The organism is Saprospiraceae bacterium (assembly GCA_016717265.1).
Taxonomy (GTDB): domain Bacteria; phylum Bacteroidota; class Bacteroidia; order Chitinophagales; family Saprospiraceae; genus Vicinibacter.
The window spans coordinates 2,434,521-2,455,106 of sequence record JADKFX010000001.1 but is presented as its reverse complement, the minus strand read 5'-3'; the positions used below and the strand labels follow the sequence as shown (position 1 = coordinate 2,455,106).

The window sequence follows — 20,586 nt, the reverse complement described above, 5'->3', positions numbered from 1 at the left end:
ATCAACTATTTATAAATCATAGCGTCCATAATAATCCGTTTTCTTGATGGGCTTATTGAACTAATTTTTAGCGCTATTCGTTGATCCTATTTAGGACTTTCAATGCAAATCGCTTTTTATGAACCTGAGCCCTATTGACAAGGTATCTGGCCTGAATAAAGACCGTTTTAAAACTGATTATTTGGATCCATTAAAGCCTGTTGTTTTTACAGACTTAATTGATGACTGGCCAGCAAAAACTCTTTGGACAATTGATTACTTCAAAGAACACTATGGTAATTTAATTGTCCCCATTGTTGATAGTTCATTTAGTAAAGGTGGAAAAAGTTATATGTCTGCAACTGCCACTATGAAATTCAAAGACTATTTGAATTTAATACAGACAAAAGAGACTCCTTTGCGAATTTTTTTGTGGAATATTTTTAAGTATGCGCCTCAATTAGCCAAGGATATTCGAAAATTTAACATCATGAATGGCTTTTATAATGAATTGCCGTTTATGTTTTTTGGAGGGCAAGGTTCCTACACTAAAATTCATTATGATATAGATTGTTCACATGTTTTTCTTACTCAATTTCAAACTCGCAAGCGAATCTTACTATTTGATCAACAACAATCCAAATACTTGCATCATGTCCCTTTCACTGTAGGTTGTTTGGTGGATATGATCGATCCGGATGAATCAAAATATCCAAGTCTAAAATATATTCATGGATATGAAACCATTCTTGAACATGGACAAACGCTATTCATTCCTAGTATGTATTGGCATCATATAGAATATATAGAAGGAGGATTTTCAATTTCTTTTCGGGCATCTAATACTTTTGGATTGAAATTAAAAGGCGCTGTTCAACTTGCCAAGCACTTTGCGATTGACAGAAGTATTAATTATGCACTTGGAAACAAATGGATGGACATAAAATTAAAAATGGCTAAACGGAATGCTCATTTAGATACATAAGTCTGGCATACAATTTGCCAACAAGATTTCATACGAATACTCTTCGTATCTGTTAAAACCAAACTGAATGAATCCTTTCCACTGCCGGAAGGGATTTTTTTACTTCTGATTAAGTCGGGTTGATAAATCTTCTTCTAATACAGCTATTTCCTTATTCATTTTCTGACTCTGATGCTGAATAGATTCAATATGAATGGCTTCTATTAAAGAAAAAATAAATTCTTCACTCAAACCTTCCTTTTTACCAATTTCTAAGAGCCTAACCACAATTTGATCCCATCGTTTTGGTTGAAAGATAGCTATGGAATTTTCTTTTTTTTCAAGTCCGATTTGTTCAGCAAGTAACATTCTTTTTGCTAATAAGTGAACGATTTCTTCATCAATAGCGTCAATTCCTGTTCGAATGGCTTCGATTTGTTTATTGAATGCAAAATCATTGGAAGCAATACTTCTAAGAATTAATTTATCCAATATTTCAGTTTGAAGAAAGTCGGCCGTCACTTGTTGATCTGCATCGCTTAATGCCTTTTCTGGTTGATTGTGAACTTCCACCATAAGTCCATCATAATTAAGATCGTAGGCTATTTGAGCAATCTCCAACAAATTATCTGGTCTTCCACTGATATGAGAGATATCCGCCAGCATTTGAAGATCTGGCATGCGTCGGCGCAACTCAATAGGAATTTGCCATCGGGGTACATTTCTGTATACTGAATTTCCGTAGAAACTAAATCCTCTATGAATGGCTGCAACACGTTGTATACCAACCTGAAGCATTCTTTCAATTGCACCTAACCATAAAAAGAGATCTGGATTGATTGGATTTTTTACAAAAACTGGAATATCAACCCCTTTAAGGGCATCCGCAATATCCTGAACATAAAATGGATTTACGGTTGTTCTGGCACCAATCCAAAGAGCATCAAATCCAGCTTTCAAGGCAAGTTCAACATGTTGACTTGTAGCGACTTCCGTACAAATTTTAAGCTTATATTTTTTTTGAATTCCGATAAGCCAGGGAATTGCTTCAGCTCCCATACCTTGAAAATGACCCGGTCGTGTCCTAGGCTTCCATAGTCCAGCTCTCACAAAATCACTTTTAAAATGAAGAATAGCTTGAGCAATGGCATCCATTTGTTCTTCTGATTCTGCGCTACATGGACCTAGAATAAGTCCTTTCCTTTTATCGTTTAATGCTATAGCCGGTTTCATTTATTGGAAATTTAATAAACAACAAATGTAAACGGTTTTTGGTGCCATAAAATCACCAATATTATGATCTTTGCTGGCTAATTAATTTCATATGAGACAAATTCAAATTACCTGTGTCCTTATTTTCATTACTCTTAGTGCGCTGTTTGCTCAAAAATCCAAAACCAGTGGTGAAATTTTGGAAGGCATTCAAAAATTAAAAGTGCTAGGATCTGTACTTTATATTGCTGCACATCCTGATGATGAAAACACTAGACTTATAACTTGTTTATCAAAAGATTTGAAATTAAATACAGCTTATCTATCCTTAACCAGAGGAGATGGTGGACAGAATTTAATCGGGTCTGAGCTGGACGAATATCTTGGTGTCATCCGTACGAATGAATTAATTGAAGCCAGAAAAATTGATGGGGGTATACAATATTTCAGCAGAGCAAATGATTTTGGATATTCCAAAAATGCTGAAGAAACCTTTAGTTTTTGGAATCATGATAGTGTTTTGTTGGATGTAATTCGGGTAATCAGAGAATTTAAACCTGATATCATTATAAATCGCTTTGATCACCGCACCAGTGGCAAAACGCATGGACATCATACTGCATCTGCAATTCTAGGTTTTGAAGCTGCAAAATATTCAAACAGCCCACTTTACAAACTGGATGCACTCAAAGGAACAGACATGCATATTGTACAAGGTGTATTTTTTAATACCTCCTGGTTTTTCTTTGGTGGGAAAGAAAAATTTGACGCTATGGACAAATCCGGGTTATACAGTCTTGATGTGGGTGCTTACTACCCTGCTTATGGTTATTCTAATAACGAAATTGCTGCACAAAGTAGAAGCATGCATAAATCCCAAGGATTTGGAATCAATTCGAGTCGAGGAAGCGTCTTTGAATATTTTGAGAGAATTGATCAAGCAAAGGACAATTCACATAAATCTCCCTTTGATGGCTTGGATCTAAGTTGGTCCCGTATAAATGGAGGCGGAAATGTTGATAAGCTTATCGATACCTTGATTCTCAATTATAATTACAAGGAACCCTGGAAAAACATTGCGGCATTACAAAAAATCGAACGCTATATAGAAGAACTTTCAGATTCGCATTGGAAATGGATTAAACTATCTGAAGTAAAAAATCTCATTTTAGATTGTGCCGGAATATTTGCCGAATCCTTTACCGATAAATGGATTACAAGTCCAGGTAGCAGTATTTTGGTAAGCTCTGAGTGCATCGTTCGGAGTCCTGTGGAGGCCCGAATTGAGTCCATTTCAATTCCGAGTTGTTCAAAAGATAGTCTTTTTAATATCGCATTTGCAAAGAATCAATCGATATTTTGGACAACTAAAATTTCAATACCGCAATCAATTGAAAAAACCAGTCCATTTTGGTTATGGAATGGTCGACATCGGGGCATGTATGAAGTTGACGATTTAAAGAATCATCATCGCCCTGTACTTACTAAAAGTTTGACAACAAAATTTACCATTCGAATCTTAAGTAGAAACTATATCATTGAAAGAGACATTATTTATAAAAACGACGACCCGGTCTTAGGTGAAGTAAAACAAAATCTTGATATCATTCCAGCTGTTACGATTACGCAAGTGGATAATCTATTTATTGCAAAATCAAATAAAGCGAATGTTCAAATACAAATAACTGCGAATGAAGATAATCAACAAGGTTATATTTCCCTGGCAGAAGCTAAACTGCAAAGCACAAACACTGCGAAGGCTGCATATACACTTGAAAAAGCTGGAGATAAACAAATATTAAATTTTGAAATCAGCTGCAATCCAACAACAGAAACATTTATTGAAATTCCTATTCTTATCAATCAACAAAAGGCCTATGAATATAAAAACATAAAGTATCCTCATATTCCCTGGCAGAATATTTTGATACCAGCGTCTATAAAAATTATAAATACGGATATATTGATTAACAAAAAAAAGCGGGTTGCTTATATAGATGGTGCTGGCGATTATGCTGATGAGGCGTTGATAAAGATGGGTTATGGTATAACTAAGATTCCTGCTTCTTATTTATCACAACTCAGTATCCAACAGTATGATGTTTTATTATTTGGCATTAGGGCTTTAAACACTCAGGAGGAGTTAAAAAATTGCAAGAAACATTTAGATCGCTTTATGAATGAAGGTGGAAAAGTAATATTTCAATATAATACTACCGCTGATCTTATAACCGATAATTTTGTCCCTGATAGCATGTCAATTTCCAGAGATCGCGTTACAGATGAAACGGCCGAAGTAAGAATTTTAAAACCTGAACATCCTATTTTCAGCACACCGAATAAAATAACTGTTGCAGATTTCAATAATTGGATTCAAGAGCGGGGTTTGTACTTTCCAAATAAATATAGTGCATCCTATGAGGAAATACTGAGTATGAACGATCCAAAAGAAAAAGCATTAAATAGTGGAATCCTCATTAAAAAAGTTGGCAAAGGTTGGTTTGTATATTCCTCCCTAGCCTGGTTCCGACAATTAAAAGCAGGTGTTCCAGGTTCTTACCGTTTATTTTCTAATCTTATTAGTTTTTAATACATGGCAGTCGAACCAAATTGGAAGCGGTATTATTTGCTTGTAGGAGTTTTACTTGCAGTCTATGTATTTTTACTTTGGTTATTTACAATGTATTTTAAAAAATAATCATTTTGTAAACCTATGAGTATTTATGACTGGATTGTACTAATTGGCACACTTGGTTTTATTGGACTTTACGGCATGCTAAAGACTAAAAATCAAGGATCCTTACAAGATTATATTTTAGGCGATCAAAACACGAATTGGTGGAAGGTAGGATTTACTGTAATGGCAACGCAAGCCAGTGCAATCACATTTATCTCTACAACAGGACAAGGATTTTCTGATGGAATGCAATTTGTTCAATTCTATTTTGGATTGCCATTAGCTATGATTGTTATATGCGTCACTTTTATTCCAAATTTTTATAAGCTTAAAGTACTTACAGCCTATGAATATCTTGAACAGCGATTTGATGTTAAAACCAGGACCTTTGCAGCATTTATTTTTCTAATACAAAGAGGATTAGCAGCTGGCATTACATTATATGCACCGAGTATTATTTTGTCTTCGATTTTTGGCTGGAATCTTCAATGGACACATATTATATCTGGCATCCTGGTGATTCTTTATACGGTAACTGGTGGATCCAAAGCTGTAACACAAACACAATTGCAACAATTGGCGGTCATATTTATTGGCATGGTATTCATTTTTGTTTATATGCTCTTTAATTTACCGCAAGGCATTGGATTTACAGATGCTATGACCATTGCAGGTTGGTCTAACAAAACGAATGCTGTAAGTTTTGATCTTGATTTTAATAGCAGATATAATTTCTGGGCAGGAATAAGTGGTGGATTTTTCTTAGCACTTGCATATTTTGGAACAGATCAATCACAGGTGCAACGCTACATCAGTGGAAAGAACATTCGCGAAAGCAGAATGGGGCTGATTATGAATGGAATTCTTAAAATTCCTATGCAAGTTTTTATTTTATTATGTGGCGTTTTATTGTTTGTTGTTTTTCAATTTCAGAAAACGCCTATCCATTTCAATGAAAAAGTATTACAGGAATTAAAATTAAACCATGAAACCTTTTTTCTAAATTGGAATCAACGAAATGATAGTATCCATCAGTTGTCGAATACCTTACCTATAGATCTGTCCAATCCTGCTATGAAATCAACGTTAGAAATTCTAAATACAAATCGCCAGGGATTGCAAACTGAAGTAAGAAGTTATGTAAAACAAAATATTCCAGGACAAGAATCCAATGATCGGGATTATATTTTTTTACATTATATCTTGTATTATTTACCAAAGGGATTTATTGGCTTAATGATTGCGGTGATATTATGTGCAGCTATGTCCTCCATATCGGCAGAAATTAATGCCCTGTCAGGCACCACCATGGTAGATATTTTTAAACGTCATTTTCCTCAATATTCAAAATCTGCAACGGATATCATTTGGTCTAGAATTTTCACTGCGGCCTGGGGTTTTATAGCCATAGGATTTGCACTTTATGCGACTTTATTTGAGAATTTAATCCAATTTATAAATATTATTGGCTCACTTTTTTATGGTACAGTTCTGGGGATTTTTGTTACCGGCTTTTACCTTAAATTTATAAAAGGAACTGCAGTGTTTTATGCAGCAATTATTGCACAGATTACAATTATAGCACTTTTTAAATATACAAATTTAGGATTTCTCTGGTATAATGTAATTGCTTGTGGAATGGTAATGGGACTTAGTATTCTCTTTGAGAAAATCAAAAAAAATGAATCCTCTTAAAAGTTGGTGATTGTTGGTCAGCAGAAGAAACTAACCAACAATCCACCATTATTTTATTTAATTACTCCATTCTTTAATGGACATTTCATTCATTTTCACATATTCATCATTTTTTGCTTCGATAGCTTTCGCTTTAGATTTATTAGCAGCTTCAATGGCTTCTGCTTTTCTGCCAAGACGAGCTAAAATTAAGGATTCAACTCTAAGTTTCCAGAATTGAGCATCCATTTGATTTGATTTCTGGATCCATTGAATTGCAGCATTCATGTCTTTATTGGTATCATAATAATAACGAGCAGCTTGATAATAATCATTACTACTTGGACCGCTCATTACTTTTTCAATATTTTTTACCACTTTACTGTCGGTATCAAATCTCAATTTTATTGGGACCATGGTAGTTTCCCAAATCAAATTCATAGTTGCAGATTCATTCCGGATCTCATTGATATCAATTGTAAAGCTTTCAACAGTATAAGGAATTAATTCAGGAGTCACCTTTATATGCGCTACTTCTTTTGTGATATCATAGTTATCGGGTACACCAGAAACTGTAATATCATTGTAGAACATAACTTCCCAATGGTTTTCACCAGGAATTGAAAATAATGCATAACTTCCTTTTGCAACTTTTACGCCTTCAATTTCTACGTCATCGCTAAACGTTACTTTTGTGCAGGCATTTGCACCAGTTCTCCAGGTTTTTCCATAAGAAACGACATCACCAAAAACGATCCGGTCCTTTTTACCTGGTCTGGAATATTCAACAGTAATTGTTCCGAGACCCACTTTTTGTTCCAATTTACACATTGGACTTGGTGCAGGAGTCGTAATCTGGGCATATGCAGGCAAAAATGCCGCAATAATTAATAAAATAAGAAGATTTTTCATGGTTTTACATTTTTTTAATAATAACACAAAAATACTAAAATGGATCAAAAATTATATGAATAATATATTATGAATATTAATAATATGTTATATATTTGCCCTATTAAGAAAACAAACATATTCGACTATGGTTATTGCTACAACGTGCGTATTATGCTTTTTATTCAGTTGGTTTTTGCTTCAAATGAATATTTCTGAACAAGAACAATAGTTTTTAACGCAACTCCAACTGCTTAATTAGTTCTTCTTTTAAGGCTGTATTGACTTGATTTATAATTTTAGCTTTATTAAAGCTTAATTCATGGCGTAAAGGGGAAGAACTCAGCCATACATATAACACCCCACTTTTAAACTGTATCCGGGTAGTATAATGTGCTATCCCTTCATATAGATTTTTCCAAACGCCTTCTATTTTCTTATCCAATAGCTTGTCTTTAAGGTGTTTTTGCGAAGAAAATACTTTCAACAAATCGTGTATATTTTGCTCGTCGTGTTTCATATAGCGTGTAACAGATTGTCTTGAATTTGATAAAGATAGGCATCCTTATTTAGAATATTGCGCAATTCCTGCGCTCTGGTGAGGTGGGTATCTGATATAAAACACTGCGATATTTGTTCCTCAATAAGTAAAGCAAGTAATTTCTCGACTCGACCTGCATCCAATTTTGCAAAAATATCATCCAATAAAACAATGGGTGTAATTCCTAAAGTGGATTGTAAAAAATTAAATTGCGCCAATTTCATAGCAAGAATAAAACTTTTAATTTGCCCTTGAGAACCTAAATCGCCCAAACTATGCTCTCCCATCAAACAATCAATCCGGTCTTTATGAATTCCCCGATTTGTACGTAAGGAAAAATAATCCTTTTCTCTGGAATCCAATAATAATTGTGCGTATTGCGCTCCCCCATCTGAAGTGTATGTAAAATTAGATTCCTGTTTATTACCACTAATTTTTTCAACATAATTTTTTATAACCGGATTTAAATTTTCAACCAATTCTTTCCTTTTAACATAAATATAATTTGCATGTTGAACAAGCGAAAAATCCAAAGCATCCAACAATTGTGAATTGATTCGTCCAGCCATCTTCATTTGTTTCAAAGCGGCATTCCGTTGTTTCAATAATTTATTGTACGCATATAGGTGTTCGAAGTACTGATTATCTATTTGCAACAAGGTTTGATTCAAAAATTTTCTTCGCTCTTCATGTTCATTTATAAGCGTGTATACCTCGTCTGGAGCAATCATTACAACAGGTACCTTTCCCAGATGATCTGTAATTTTTAAATACTTTTTGTCATCATAAAATACTTCTTTTAACACCGGAGGTTTGCATTTAATGACTACCTGGCGAATGCCCTTTTTTGTTTGTAGACTACCTTCTAATCTAAAGAAATCTTGCTCATGTTGAACTATTAATTTGTCAGGACATTTCCGAAATCCCCGGGTCATACACAAATAATAAAGAGCATCTAAAAAATTGGTTTTACCGGATCCATTTAAACCTGTAATAAAATGAAATCCAGGATTTAAATCGATTTGTAAATCTGAAAAATTCTTAAACTTGAGAATTGATAAATGATTAAAATACAAAATATCAGAAACTTAAACCGAAATTAAAAGGAAACACAAATATCGTAAAATACCTGTGGTATTCAAAGCTCTGGTTTGATTCCAAAGGTTTGGACTAGTCAATCTGAACGTTAAAGCTTATAAATAATGCGTTGAAAGGATTATTTTTGAAGCTTAATTTCAACAAAATGATCAAAAGAATCTTCCTTTTTCTATGTTTTCTGCTGCCGGTTTTTGGATTTTCACAAGGGCTGATGACGCCTGAATTATTGTGGTCATTGGGTCGTGTGCAAGGAGAAACGGTATCTAAAGATGGTAAAAAAGTATATTATACAGTAACCCGATACTTAACCGACAAAAACAAAGGAAACACACAATTATATGTAAGTGACCTGCAAACCGGCCAAAGTGAACAAGTGTCAAAAGCAGAAAATTATGCAGGAAATGCCTGTCTGGATAGTGGTGGAAACTTAATGTATTCAAATGATGGGATCATTCATCATCAACTTATAAATAAATCACTGGGAATTGAAAAACTAGAATATTCGAACCTATTACCATCTCCTAATGGCATGTGGCTTGCATTTTCAAGATCTGTAAAAGTGAATACACCAAAACAAGACTTATACCCTGAATTATCTAAATCCACTGCTTTAATTTATGATGATTTGATGTTTCGCCATTGGAAAGAATGGGAAGATGGTTATGCAAATCATATATTTTTAGCTAGAATGTCACCTGATGGCTTACAACATGAAAAAGATATCATGTTTAAAGAACCATATGATTGTCCAACTATGCCGGATGGTGGTTTGGAAGATATAAATTGGAGTGCCGACAGCAAATTTTTAGCCTATGTTTCAGTTAAAAAAACTGGTAAGGATTATGCCGTAAGTACTAATTCTGAAATCTATTTATATGATGTCGCCTCCGGCAAAACAATAAATATTAGTGATGGATTGCAAGGTTATGATAAAAATCCGGTATTCTCCCCAGATGGCAAATATTTAGCCTGGACAAGCATGGCCAGAGACGGTTATGAAGCCGATAAAAATGACATCTACATTATGGATTTGCAAACTAAAGTGCGCAATAAAATTACCGCAAAATGGGATGAAACCGTAAACCAATTTATCTGGAGTAAAGATTCCAAAGCACTTTATTGCAGCTTGCCTTACAGAGGTACAATCCAATTATTTGAGCTCCTGATTCCTACCGATATTCAAAAAGGAAATGAAACAAAATTCCGACAAATTACAAATACCGATCACGATTACAACTATCTCATTGGTTTAAGCAACCAATATATTATTTGCCATCGTGTTGACATAAATCATGCTGTTGAAATTTATTCAGTTGATATTGCAACTGGTGTAGCAAAACAAATAACTCAGGTAAACACAGAAGTTTACAGCAAGATTAAAATGGGAACAGTTGAAAAACAATGGATTAAAACAACAGATGGTAAAAACATGTTAGCATGGGTAATTTTTCCCCCAGATTTTGATCCTAATAAAAAGTATCCTACCCTATTATATTGCCAGGGAGGTCCGCAGAGTGCATTGACTCAATATTATTCATTCCGTTGGAACTTCCAATTGATGGCTGCTAATGGCTATATCATCGTTGCGCCAAACCGAAGAGGAATGCCTGGTTGGGGAAGTGCCTGGAACGAGCAGATTTCAGGAGATTGGGGTGGCCAATGTATGAAAGATTATTTATCGGCAATTGATCAGGTTTCAACAAAACCATATGTAGATAAGTCCCGCCGTGCAGCAGTTGGAGCAAGTTTTGGAGGTTATTCTGTATTTATGCTTGCTGGAATTCATGAAGGTCGATTTAAAAGTTTTATTTCCCACTGTGGAAGTTACAATCTTGAATCCTGGTATGCCAGTACGGAAGAATTATGGTTTGCAAATTTTGATTTAAAGGGATCTTATTGGCAAAAAAAGCTACCAAAATCGTATACCAGGTTTTCCCCTCATAAATGGATTAACAAATGGACTTCTCCGATTTTAATTATTCAAGGAGCCAAAGATTATAGAATACCAGATACCCAAGCCTTTGAAGCGTATACTGCAGCGAGATTGCATAATATTAAATCCCGCCTATTATATTTCCAGGATGAAGGTCATCATATTTTGAAAGTTCAAAATGGGCTTATCTGGCAAGCTGAATTTTATCGCTGGTTGAAGGAAACACTTTAAAACTGGAACCAAACTTGAGATCCTGATAAATAAACTATTTTTGCATTCTAAATTTGAATTATGTCTGAAGTATTGACAAGACCTAAAGCTAAAACTAACAAACAGCCAGCTTCCGAGTATTCTAAATCTGTTTGGATGGGTTGGTATGAAACCATGCTTCGCATTCGAAGATTTGAAGAACGCACTTTGATGCTTTATTCCCAACAAAAGATTCGGGGCTTTTGTCATGTTTATATTGGGCAGGAAGCAATAGCAGCCGGGATGGTAAGTGCATTAACCAAAGACGATGCAGTAGTTACAGGATATCGTCAGCACGGCAATGCTATTTCCAGAGGAATTCCTGCAAAGGCTTGTATGGCAGAACTTTATGGAAAAGAAACCGGTTGTGTAAAAGGTAAAGGCGGCTCTATGCATTTTTTCTCCAAGGAGCATCGCTTTTTTGGTGGAAATGGCATTGTTGGAGCCCAGATTCCTATTGGAACCGGAATTGCATTCGCAGAAAAATATAAAGAAACCAAAAATCTTTGTGTGACCATGTTTGGTGATGGAGCGGCAAGACAAGGAGCACTTTATGAATCCTTTAATATGGCTATGACTTGGAAGCTTCCAGTCTTATATATCCTTGAAAATAATGGCTATGCAATGGGTACCTCTATCGAGCGCACTAGTAATGTACATGAATTATATAAAATCGGGGCTGCTTTTGATATGCCATCTGAGCCGGTTGATGGGATGGATCCTATTGCCGTACATGAGGCTATAACAAAAGCTGCAGCCCATATTCGGAGTGGTAATGGTCCGTATTTTCTTGAAATCAAAACATATCGATATCGAGGGCATTCCGTTTCAGATCCGGGAAGTTATCGTTCGAAAGAGGAAGTTGAGCATTACAAGACATTGGATCCATTATTAATGACAGAAACTAAAATTTTAAAGGGAAATATTGCAAATCAAGCAGAAATCGATGCTTTAAATGAAAAAATCAAGCTAGAAATTGATGAAGCCGTTGAATTTGCAGAATCTTCTGCATTTCCTCCACCTACTGCATTATATGATGACAACTACAGTGAAGCGGACTACCCATTTATAAAAGATTAATATAAGTCTTCTAAAGTCGCAGATAATTGTCTTTAAATGGACTCTAGGTATTATTTTTGCGAAGTTTTTTAAAAACATACAGCAATTATGGCAAAAGGATACAGGTCGGGTGTTACCCCAAGAAATGTGAAAACTGCAAGTTCTAAAGAGGATACTTTAATCGATATTGGTGATGTAAAGCACCATGCAGAAGATTTTTATGAGAAGCATAAACTCACAATTTTAGGAGTTTTAGGCGGATTAGTTTTGGTAATTGGAGGTTGGTTACTCTATAAATTCATGTATCAAGAGCCAAAAAACCTTGAAGCGCTCGAACAAATGTACCAAGCAGAATTTTTATTTGAAAAAGATTCTTTTGATCTTGCCTTAAATAATCCGGGTGGTGGTTTTGCTGGATTTGCAGAAATTTCTGAAAATTATAGTGGTACCGCAGCAGGAAATCTTGCAAAATATTATGCAGGAATGTGTTGTTTAAATCTTCAGAAATACGAAGAAGCTAAACAATACTTTGAAGACTTCGATGCAAATGGTAAAATAATGCCGATCCTAAAAAATGCAGCTTTAGGTGATGTGAGTGCTGAATTAAATGATTTAGAAGGAGCATTAAAATATTATCAAAAAGCGACTACGGTTATAGAAAATGAATTTTTAACACCTGTCAATTTGAAAAAACTAGGAGTTCTCAAGCAAAAACTTGGCGATAAGGAAGGTGCATTAAAAGCATTTAAAGAAATCAAAACAAAATATCCGGATTCCCCAGATGGAAACGGAATTGATAAGTTTATTATACCGCTTGAGTAAACTAGCTAATTCCTGTTTATATGGCGGGTAGCTTAAAAAGCATATCCTCGCTGAATCCGTTAGAAATCCAGCTGGCTACGCAATTTACATATTGTATTCTGACAGCCCAATGGAATTCTGAAATCACCTGTAAATTAGAACTTGGTGCAATCCAGCTGTTAACGAATTGTGGAGTTCCGACATCACAAATCAAAACGATTGCTGTACCAGGATCATTTGAACTTCCATTGACAGCAAAATGGGCATTAGAATATTATAAATCGGATGCCATCTTGTGTCTTGGTTGTATTATTCAGGGAGAAACAAAACATGATGAATTTATTGCGCATTCAATATCAAAAGCCATTTTAGATTTAAACATTTCAAGTGAAAAACCTATTATATTTGGAGTGCTCACCGTAAACAATATACAACAAGCAGAAGATCGTGCAGGTGGCAAATTTGGAAACAAAGGAGAAGAAGCTGCGATTACAGCAATACAAATGCTAAACATAAGATCGCAATTACAGTTATCAAATCAGGAATGAGAAAATACATGATATGATTAAATCCATTCAAACTATAGAGACCGGATATTTTAAATTAGATGGCGGTGCTATGTTTGGAGTGATCCCAAAAAGCATGTGGGTAAAACTCAATCCGCCAGATGAGCAGAATATGTGTACCTGGTCTATGCGTTGCCTTTTAATAGAAACAGACGAAAAGAAAATTCTGGTAGATTGTGGGATGGGTGAGAAACAGGATAGCAAATTCAGATCTTTTTTTCACCCACACGGCAATGCAAGTTTAATCAAATCATTGGAAGAACGCGCATTTGAAGCAGAGGATATTACGGATGTTTTTTTGACTCATTTACATTTTGATCATTGCGGTGGTGCTGTCAAAAGACTTGAAAATGGAAGCCTGGTACCTGCTTTTCCAAATGCTAATTATTGGTCAAATGAGCGACATTGGGATTGGGCTATGAATCCTAATGAACGAGAGCGCGGATCTTTTCTTAAAGAAAATTTTGTCCCATTATTGGATGCAGGTGTTTTACATTTTATCGAATCGGATAAAGCGTATGTTGAATGGTTACCTGGCATTGTTATTCGCTATTCGTTTGGGCATACAGAAGCGATGATGACTCTTGAAATAGAATTTAATAATCAAAAATATATTTACTGTGCCGATTTACTGCCTTCATCATTTCATATAGGCATGCCCTATATTATGGCTTATGATGTTCGACCATTAGTATCTCTGCAGGAAAAAGAATTTTTATTAAAACAAGCTGCAGATCATCAACACATTCTTATTTTTGAACACGATCCTAATACCTCTGCGGCTACTGTAAAATATGATGATCGAGGTCGGATTGTATTTGACAAAAAAATAGATTGCTAGACCATTTCAAATTTAATTTAGGAGTTTATAATTAAAGAAAATAACAATCCTAAAAATCGAACCAATTTATAGCAATACCACTATCGCAGACCATGGTGCTCTGGGGTAAAGAAAAAGAATGTCAAAATGAAAATCAAACCAGAAGAATTAAAAGTTGAGGGTTATGTTTTACTTGACAAATTTGGACATAATGAATTAGTTCCATTCATAAGAACATATATTAATAAACGGACAAAGTATTCAATTTTTTACTATTTCTGCAACTTCTTTATTTTTGGACTCGCGGGATATTTATTTATGAATGGATTTGACAAACCTGACTTTGACCTTGGCAATCGTTTTACACATTTTAGCTATGGACTTGCGATTGCATTCGGATTATTACCACTTCACGAATACATTCACATATTAGCTTATAAATCGCAGGGAGCTAAAAATACTTCTTATGATGCAAACCTTAAAAAATTCTATTTTATGGCTCTTGCAGACAAATTTGTAGCAAACAAGAAAGAGTTTGAGATTATTGCACTTGCACCATTTGTAATAATCACAACTATTTTAATGGTATTATTTTTTACTGTGAATCCTAACTGGACATTGACAATTGTTGGTACTTTGCTAACGCATACTGCAATGTGTTCTGGTGACTTTGGATTGTTAAGTTATTTTGAATTTAACAAAAACAAAGAAATCGTAACCTTTGATGATGTAGATAATAAAATTTCCTACTTCTATGGTAAGCTGCAGGAAGAAAATACTAATTTATAACTTTATATTTTCAAGCCTTAGAATTTCTTTTTAATTAGGCTGTCTTTATGAATCTTTTCAAAAGTTGAAAAAGAATAAAATATCCTCCTTTATAAGTAATGGGATTATCACCTACAACAAATTTTAAAACATAGTTCATTCAAATATAAAATCACTTTTACTCACCGGAAAATGAACTTACAAATACAAATTTAATCGTTCAAAATACAGCGTTAGGTGAGCATTTTTCAAAACTGAAGTTTCTTTTAATCTATTATTGAAACATTTTACATTCACTACCCTATCCTCTATCAAACCCCAACCTCCTCGCAGCATTCATTTGCATAACTTGCTTTCCATCAAATACCTTTTCCCCATTTACAAATGTCGACATCACCTGACCTTTTAATTCAATACCTTCTAAAGGTGACCAATTACATTTATACAAAAGATCTTTTTTCTCGACTTTGTATGTTTGATTTACATCTACCAAAACAAGATCTGCAAAATAACCTTCCCGAAGGTAACCACGGTCTTTGATTTTAAAACAGATTGCAGGATTATGCGCCATTTTTTGTACGACAAATGGAAGATCCCAATGAAATCTTTCGGCCATTGTTATCATTAGTGATAGCGGATGTTGAACCAATGGCAATCCTGCTGGAGCTTTACTGTATTTTTCAGATTTTTCTAACCAAGTATGCGGTGCATGATCCGTAGCAATCACATCTAATTTATTTTCAATCAATCCATTGGCAATAGCTATTGAATCCTCGATAGTTTTAATAGCCGGATTGCATTTTATTTGGTTTCCTAAACTTGTATAATATTGATCATTAAAATAAAGATGATGCACACATGCTTCAGCGGTAATTCGTTTTTCATTTAGCGGTATTGAATTATCAAATAAATCCAACTCTTCTTTCGTACTAATATGCAAGATATGTAAGCGCGTATCATGCTTTTTTGCTAATGCAACAGCAAGGCTTGATGACAAATAACACGCTTCCCTACTCCGAATATTTGGATGTTCTGTTACCGGTATGTCATCTCCATATTTTGCGAATGCTAAATCCAAATTATGATGAATTGTTTTTTCGTCTTCACAATGCGTAGCAATAAGTACTGGCGCCTCTTTAAATAGAGATTCTAAAACCTGGAGTCGATCCACTAACATATTTCCTGTAGAGGAACCCATAAATACTTTAATGCCACACACCTCGTCGTAGTTGACTTTTAGGACAGCTTCCAGGTTTTCATTAGAAACGCCCATATAAAATGAATAATTAACGAACGAGCTTTTTGCTGCAATCTGATATTTATCTTCTAATAAAGCTCCTGTTAAAGCATTTGGAATCGTATTGGGCATTTCCATAAAACTAGTAACCCCACCTGCAGCTGCGGCAGCAGATTCGGTAGCTATGGTGGCTTTGTGTGTAAGACCTGGTTCTCTGAAATGCACCTGATCATCAATACAGCCTGGAATGAGGTGCTTTCCTCCAGCGTCCAGGATATCTGCATTTGAAGATGAAATATTCCGATCTATCCGGTCGATTCGATCGTTTTTAATCAGAATATCAGATTCAAAAATAGAACCTTCATTCACCAGGAGGGCATTCTTAATTAATAATTTGCTCATAATTTACGAAAAGATGCATAAAATTGATAAGATGTTGGCAAAGCTTCCGATTTTCGCAAAAATATTTTATGTTTTATATTCCTGGCGATCTCAATATTGGTATTTTAGGTGGCGGACAACTCGGCAGAATGTTGGCTCAGGAAGGCTATAGCCTAGGCTTAGAGTTATTCTTCCTTGACAAATCAAGAGATTATCCAGCTGGAAGAGCCAGTGCAAATTTTATAGAAGGCGATATTACTTCCTATGAAGATGTTGTTGGCTTTGGTCAAGTTTTGCAAATTATTACAATTGAAATCGAGAATGTAAATACTAAAGGTCTTTATAAACTTGAGGCATTAGGTATTTTGGTATATCCTCAGGCTGCAATTATAGATTTAATTAAGGATAAAGGAAATCAAAAACAATTTTACAAGGATCACCATTTTCCAACAGCTCCATTTCGATTATTTAATTCAAAATTAGAAATTGAAGAAGCGATTGATTCCGGAGCACTTTCATTTCCTTTTGTTCAAAAATTAAGAACCGGAGGTTATGATGGCAAAGGTGTTGAGCTTATTCATGATGAAACTTTTATACCAAAACTGATGGATGGTCATAGTGTAATAGAAACACTTGCTGATATTAAAAAAGAAATCAGTGTTATTGCAGTTCGGAATATCATTGGAGAAACAAAAGTGTATCCAGCTGTATCTATGGATTTCCATCCTACTGCCAATTTAGTTGAATTTGTAATTTGTCCGGCAGAAATTCCGGATGATATTGAAAAAAAGGCGAGCAAAATAGCTTTTGAATTGGCCAATAAGCTTGAAATCGTTGGGCTCCTTGCGGTGGAATTTTTTTACAATAAAGATGGTTCGATTTGGATTAATGAAATGGCACCGAGACCTCATAATAGTGGACACATCACGATGGATAATGGTGCTACCAGTCAATTTGAAAATCATTTGCGAGCTATATCCGGCTTGAGTATAGGATCTACGCAGCACACCCGGGCAGCGGTTATGGTAAATTTATTAGGAGAAGAAGGATATGCTGGCAAAGCGCGTTATGTAGGTTTGGATGAAATTTTAAAAATCGATGGTGTTCATGTCCATATTTATGGCAAAGAAGAAACCCGGCCAAATCGCAAAATGGGACATGTAACGATTACGGACTCCAATCTTGAAAGATGCAAAGAAATCGCTAAATTTGTGGCACAAACGATCAAAGTTATTTCATGAAAGAGCATCCGGAAGTTGGTATTATAATGGGATCAGACAGTGATTTAAAAATCATGAAAGATGCTGCCGAAATTTTAGATCAATTTGGGATTTCATATGAAGTTCGGATTATATCAGCGCACCGCACTCCTGAAAACATGGTAGAATATGCCAAGACGGCGATCTCCAGAGGCTTAAAAGTGATTATTGCAGGAGCAGGAGGTGCCGCACATTTACCCGGTATGGTTGCTTCACTCACTACCCTGCCTGTAATTGGAGTTCCAATAAAATCGAGTAATTCTATCGATGGTTGGGATTCCATTTTGTCGATATTGCAAATGCCAAATGGCGTTCCGGTTGCGACGGTCGCTTTAAACGGCGCAAAGAATGCTGGCATATTAGCTTGTAAAATACTGAGTCTTGAAAATGTGGGCTTACAATCCAATTTGGCGGATTATATGGAGCAGATGAAAAGTCTTGTAATTTCAAAAGACCAGGAAGTCAAGCAGCGGTTTTCTTAGTGGACTTAGCTTAAACTGATTTTAATCAGGCATTCGTGGACAAGTTCAAATATTCTGGTAATTATTTATCTGATAGTGGCTTTTGATAATTAGCTTAGGTGGTTAATTCTTGAGAATTGCGGAGGTTTGCGTTGTTATAGGCAACTCATGACAACCGACCATAAATTAAAATACTAAAATGATTAACTTGAAAATAACTATTATAGAGTTCGCCATTTCTACTTTCATTTTTGTCTTTTTGTATTCTTGCAACGGACAAATTAAATCAGACAATTCAAGTAATAAAGTGGAAAGACATTCTGTAACGACTCAAACATCACAGCAGGTTAACCAATACAATTCAACAACTTTAAAAACCATTGACAAGAACATACGTAGTATTTTTCAAGACAAAAATGGTAATTATTGGATTGGGACAAATGGAGCAGGTGTTTATCGTTACGATGCAAAAACATTGACACAATTTACCGTGAAGGACGGACTTGCAGACAATCAAGTAATAAACATTCAAGAAGATGATTTGGGAAATATTTGGTTCGGCTCAGGTACATTCGGCATTAGTAAATTTGATGGCAAAAAAATCACAACACTTACCAATAAAGTCAAAATACCTAACGGTACAGAAATCGAATGGCAATCAAAAAATAACGATTTATGGTTTTACGCTGGTGGTGGAGTGTTTAGATACAGCAATTCTTCACTTGAATATTTACCATTTGACCCATCAAGTTCAAACTCACAAATGAACACCCCTTTTTCGCTTAGTCGCTATGGTGTTTACAGTATCCTCAAAGACAAAAAAGGAAATGTTTGGTTTGGAACCCAAGCAGAGGGAGTATGCAGTTATGATGGTAAAACACTAACTTGGTTTAAAGAAAAAGGACTGTCAGGTCCTGCCGTTCTTGGTTTATTTGAAGACACTAAGGGCAACCTTTGGTTTGGAAATAATGGTGCTGGATTATTCCGATATAATGGAAAGACTTTGACAAATTTCACTGAAGAAAAAGGACTTAATAATGCGGACTTTAGAGCCTCTGGAAAACCAGGTTTAGGAACTTTGGCTCGTGTATATTCGATTAACGAAGACAATAATGGAAACATTTGGGTTGGAACTGTTGACGCAGGAGTTTGGAAATATGACGGAAACAACTTAACTAATTACACAACCAAAAACGGACTTACCAGCAACGCAATAAATACAATTTATAAAGACAAAAACGGAGAACTATGGTTTGGAACAGATAACAATGGTATTTGCAAATTCAACGGAACATCATTCATCGAATTGATTATCGATTAAATAAACAATATGACAGAAAATAGAGCAGCCATTAACATTAAGCCGGATAAACATAAGCCACGCCTTGCATTAGACATGAAGATTAAGAACTCTGATAAAAAATTTACAAAATAGGCTTTTGAATATACGGTGTTCAGCGAGACCTGTGTATAGGTGCCTTAGTATTAAATAAAACAAGAATTAGTCATTCCTGTAATTTAGAATTGAATTTATCTCTAGCTTTTTATTATGGCTTCGCCATTCCAAAAGCCAAGTATTTCTTTTAGATATGGTGATTTGTATACTGTATTTTTAATAGAATGTTACCATAACATAGATTGTCTTTTTTAGGAGAACCTTTGTTCTTTATGATATTGATGTCGATTAAAATTCCGTTGAAATAAATTTTAGTATTCTCAAGAATCATCATGCCTTTTTTGCAAATTGGACAAATATTTATGTCTAATCCCATCTTTAATAAAATCCTGAACACAATGGATAATTGCACCTTCAGTATTGGCTTTGGAAGTAGCAGATCTTGATGAATTAATTGAAGACGCTTTGTTTCTTCTTTGTTTCCAAAATTTGTAAATTTAATTGATCTTGGAAACACATACTAGTTTTTAGTTATATTTGGTCCACTTTATGCTGACAATTTACATGCTTGTGTACAACATCAAAAAATGTTTAATATTCTTGGCATGCCAAAACTAACC

Annotated in this window: 18 protein-coding genes; 12 read left to right on the top strand and 6 right to left on the bottom strand. The window is 34.9% G+C overall.

The window, feature by feature from the left end; all coding sequences use genetic code 11:
• Window positions 1-118 precede the first annotated feature (118 nt).
• Window positions 119-964, top strand: a complete 846-nt coding sequence (locus tag IPO86_09425; protein MBK9728324.1) for a cupin-like domain-containing protein — start codon at window positions 119-121, stop codon at window positions 962-964.
• 99 nt (window positions 965-1,063) lie between these two features.
• Here the strand turns inward: IPO86_09425 and IPO86_09420 are convergent, their stop codons facing one another.
• Window positions 1,064-2,176: a bifunctional 3-deoxy-7-phosphoheptulonate synthase/chorismate mutase type II gene (locus tag IPO86_09420; GenBank protein MBK9728323.1), complete on the bottom strand. Its 1,113-nt coding sequence runs from the start codon at window positions 2,174-2,176 to the stop codon at window positions 1,064-1,066.
• Between the two features lie 91 nt (window positions 2,177-2,267).
• On the opposite strand from IPO86_09420, the gene IPO86_09415 reads away from it, so the two are divergent.
• Both IPO86_09415 and IPO86_09410 read left to right on the top strand, forming a co-directional pair.
• Window positions 2,268-4,745 carry a PIG-L family deacetylase gene (locus IPO86_09415; GenBank protein MBK9728322.1) on the top strand — a complete coding sequence of 826 codons (2,478 nt, stop codon included), beginning with the start codon at window positions 2,268-2,270 and terminating at the stop codon, window positions 4,743-4,745.
• Between the two features lie 123 nt (window positions 4,746-4,868).
• Window positions 4,869-6,527: a sodium:solute symporter gene (locus IPO86_09410; protein MBK9728321.1), complete on the top strand. Its 1,659-nt coding sequence runs from the start codon at window positions 4,869-4,871 to the stop codon at window positions 6,525-6,527.
• Window positions 6,528-6,584: 57 nt separating this feature from the next.
• Here the strand turns inward: IPO86_09410 and IPO86_09405 are convergent, their stop codons facing one another.
• The 3 genes from IPO86_09405 to IPO86_09395 all read right to left on the bottom strand — a co-directional run bounded on the left by IPO86_09405 (window position 6,585) and on the right by IPO86_09395 (window position 9,014).
• Entirely contained in the window at window positions 6,585-7,418 is an 834-nt protein-coding gene (locus IPO86_09405; GenBank protein MBK9728320.1) for a DUF2911 domain-containing protein, read from the bottom strand.
• A 214-nt stretch (window positions 7,419-7,632) separates the two neighbouring features.
• On the bottom strand, window positions 7,633-7,887 hold the full coding sequence (locus IPO86_09400) for a DUF721 domain-containing protein (GenBank protein ID MBK9728319.1): 255 nt from the start codon (window positions 7,885-7,887) through the stop codon (window positions 7,633-7,635).
• A 26-nt stretch (window positions 7,888-7,913) separates the two neighbouring features.
• A complete protein-coding gene (locus IPO86_09395; protein MBK9728318.1) occupies window positions 7,914-9,014 on the bottom strand; it encodes a DNA replication/repair protein RecF in 1,101 nt (366 codons plus the stop codon).
• Window positions 9,015-9,181: 167 nt separating this feature from the next.
• Between IPO86_09395 and IPO86_09390 the strand changes: the two genes are divergently transcribed.
• The 6 genes from IPO86_09390 (at window position 9,182) to IPO86_09365 (ending at window position 15,253) form a co-directional block, all read left to right on the top strand.
• Complete coding sequence (locus tag IPO86_09390; GenBank protein ID MBK9728317.1) at window positions 9,182-11,200, top strand: S9 family peptidase; 2,019 nt, start codon at window positions 9,182-9,184, stop codon at window positions 11,198-11,200.
• 60 nt (window positions 11,201-11,260) lie between these two features.
• Window positions 11,261-12,298, top strand: a complete 1,038-nt coding sequence (pdhA, locus tag IPO86_09385) for a pyruvate dehydrogenase (acetyl-transferring) E1 component subunit alpha (GenBank protein MBK9728316.1) — start codon at window positions 11,261-11,263, stop codon at window positions 12,296-12,298.
• Between the two features lie 87 nt (window positions 12,299-12,385).
• A complete protein-coding gene (locus IPO86_09380) occupies window positions 12,386-13,099 on the top strand; it encodes a tetratricopeptide repeat protein (GenBank protein MBK9728315.1) in 714 nt (237 codons plus the stop codon).
• A gap of 20 nt (window positions 13,100-13,119) precedes the next feature.
• Entirely contained in the window at window positions 13,120-13,626 is a 507-nt protein-coding gene (locus IPO86_09375; protein MBK9728314.1) for a 6,7-dimethyl-8-ribityllumazine synthase, read from the top strand.
• A 13-nt stretch (window positions 13,627-13,639) separates the two neighbouring features.
• Complete coding sequence (locus IPO86_09370) at window positions 13,640-14,485, top strand: MBL fold metallo-hydrolase (protein ID MBK9728313.1); 846 nt, start codon at window positions 13,640-13,642, stop codon at window positions 14,483-14,485.
• A gap of 126 nt (window positions 14,486-14,611) precedes the next feature.
• Window positions 14,612-15,253 carry a DUF3267 domain-containing protein gene (locus tag IPO86_09365; GenBank protein ID MBK9728312.1) on the top strand — a complete coding sequence of 214 codons (642 nt, stop codon included), beginning with the start codon at window positions 14,612-14,614 and terminating at the stop codon, window positions 15,251-15,253.
• A gap of 280 nt (window positions 15,254-15,533) precedes the next feature.
• Here IPO86_09365 and IPO86_09360 read toward each other — a convergent pair whose 3' ends face one another.
• The gene (locus tag IPO86_09360) at window positions 15,534-16,871 is read right to left on the bottom strand and encodes a dihydroorotase (protein MBK9728311.1); all 1,338 of its coding nucleotides are present in this window, start codon (window positions 16,869-16,871) and stop codon (window positions 15,534-15,536) included.
• 68 nt (window positions 16,872-16,939) lie between these two features.
• On the opposite strand from IPO86_09360, the gene IPO86_09355 reads away from it, so the two are divergent.
• From IPO86_09355 to IPO86_09345, 3 genes are all read left to right on the top strand, one after another.
• A complete protein-coding gene (locus tag IPO86_09355; GenBank protein MBK9728310.1) occupies window positions 16,940-18,091 on the top strand; it encodes a 5-(carboxyamino)imidazole ribonucleotide synthase in 1,152 nt (383 codons plus the stop codon).
• The gene (gene purE / locus IPO86_09350) at window positions 18,088-18,591 is read left to right on the top strand and encodes a 5-(carboxyamino)imidazole ribonucleotide mutase (protein ID MBK9728309.1); all 504 of its coding nucleotides are present in this window, start codon (window positions 18,088-18,090) and stop codon (window positions 18,589-18,591) included. The genes IPO86_09355 and purE overlap by 4 nt, the downstream gene beginning before the upstream one ends.
• A 187-nt stretch (window positions 18,592-18,778) precedes the next feature.
• The gene (locus tag IPO86_09345) at window positions 18,779-19,891 is read left to right on the top strand and encodes a hypothetical protein (GenBank protein ID MBK9728308.1); all 1,113 of its coding nucleotides are present in this window, start codon (window positions 18,779-18,781) and stop codon (window positions 19,889-19,891) included.
• A 262-nt stretch (window positions 19,892-20,153) separates the two neighbouring features.
• Here IPO86_09345 and IPO86_09340 read toward each other — a convergent pair whose 3' ends face one another.
• The gene (locus IPO86_09340) at window positions 20,154-20,483 is read right to left on the bottom strand and encodes a hypothetical protein (protein MBK9728307.1); all 330 of its coding nucleotides are present in this window, start codon (window positions 20,481-20,483) and stop codon (window positions 20,154-20,156) included.
• Between the last annotated feature and the right edge of the window lie 103 nt (window positions 20,484-20,586).

What these genes read in the sequence shown, in the direction of transcription:
- IPO86_09425 (MBK9728324.1), top strand. Translation starts at nt 119, where the DNA reads ATGAACCTGAGCCCTATTGACAAGGTATCTGGCCTGAATAAAGACCGT.
- IPO86_09420 (MBK9728323.1), bottom strand. Translation starts at nt 2,176, where the DNA reads ATGAAACCGGCTATAGCATTAAACGATAAAAGGAAAGGACTTATTCTA.
- IPO86_09415 (MBK9728322.1), top strand. Translation starts at nt 2,268, where the DNA reads ATGAGACAAATTCAAATTACCTGTGTCCTTATTTTCATTACTCTTAGT.
- IPO86_09410 (MBK9728321.1), top strand. Translation starts at nt 4,869, where the DNA reads ATGAGTATTTATGACTGGATTGTACTAATTGGCACACTTGGTTTTATT.
- IPO86_09405 (MBK9728320.1), bottom strand. Translation starts at nt 7,418, where the DNA reads ATGAAAAATCTTCTTATTTTATTAATTATTGCGGCATTTTTGCCTGCA.
- IPO86_09390 (MBK9728317.1), top strand. Translation starts at nt 9,182, where the DNA reads ATGATCAAAAGAATCTTCCTTTTTCTATGTTTTCTGCTGCCGGTTTTT.
- pdhA (MBK9728316.1), top strand. Translation starts at nt 11,261, where the DNA reads ATGTCTGAAGTATTGACAAGACCTAAAGCTAAAACTAACAAACAGCCA.
- IPO86_09380 (MBK9728315.1), top strand. Translation starts at nt 12,386, where the DNA reads ATGGCAAAAGGATACAGGTCGGGTGTTACCCCAAGAAATGTGAAAACT.
- IPO86_09375 (MBK9728314.1), top strand. Translation starts at nt 13,120, where the DNA reads ATGGCGGGTAGCTTAAAAAGCATATCCTCGCTGAATCCGTTAGAAATC.
- IPO86_09370 (MBK9728313.1), top strand. Translation starts at nt 13,640, where the DNA reads ATGATTAAATCCATTCAAACTATAGAGACCGGATATTTTAAATTAGAT.
- IPO86_09365 (MBK9728312.1), top strand. Translation starts at nt 14,612, where the DNA reads ATGAAAATCAAACCAGAAGAATTAAAAGTTGAGGGTTATGTTTTACTT.
- IPO86_09360 (MBK9728311.1), bottom strand. Translation starts at nt 16,871, where the DNA reads ATGAGCAAATTATTAATTAAGAATGCCCTCCTGGTGAATGAAGGTTCT.
- IPO86_09355 (MBK9728310.1), top strand. Translation starts at nt 16,940, where the DNA reads ATGTTTTATATTCCTGGCGATCTCAATATTGGTATTTTAGGTGGCGGA.
- purE (MBK9728309.1), top strand. Translation starts at nt 18,088, where the DNA reads ATGAAAGAGCATCCGGAAGTTGGTATTATAATGGGATCAGACAGTGAT.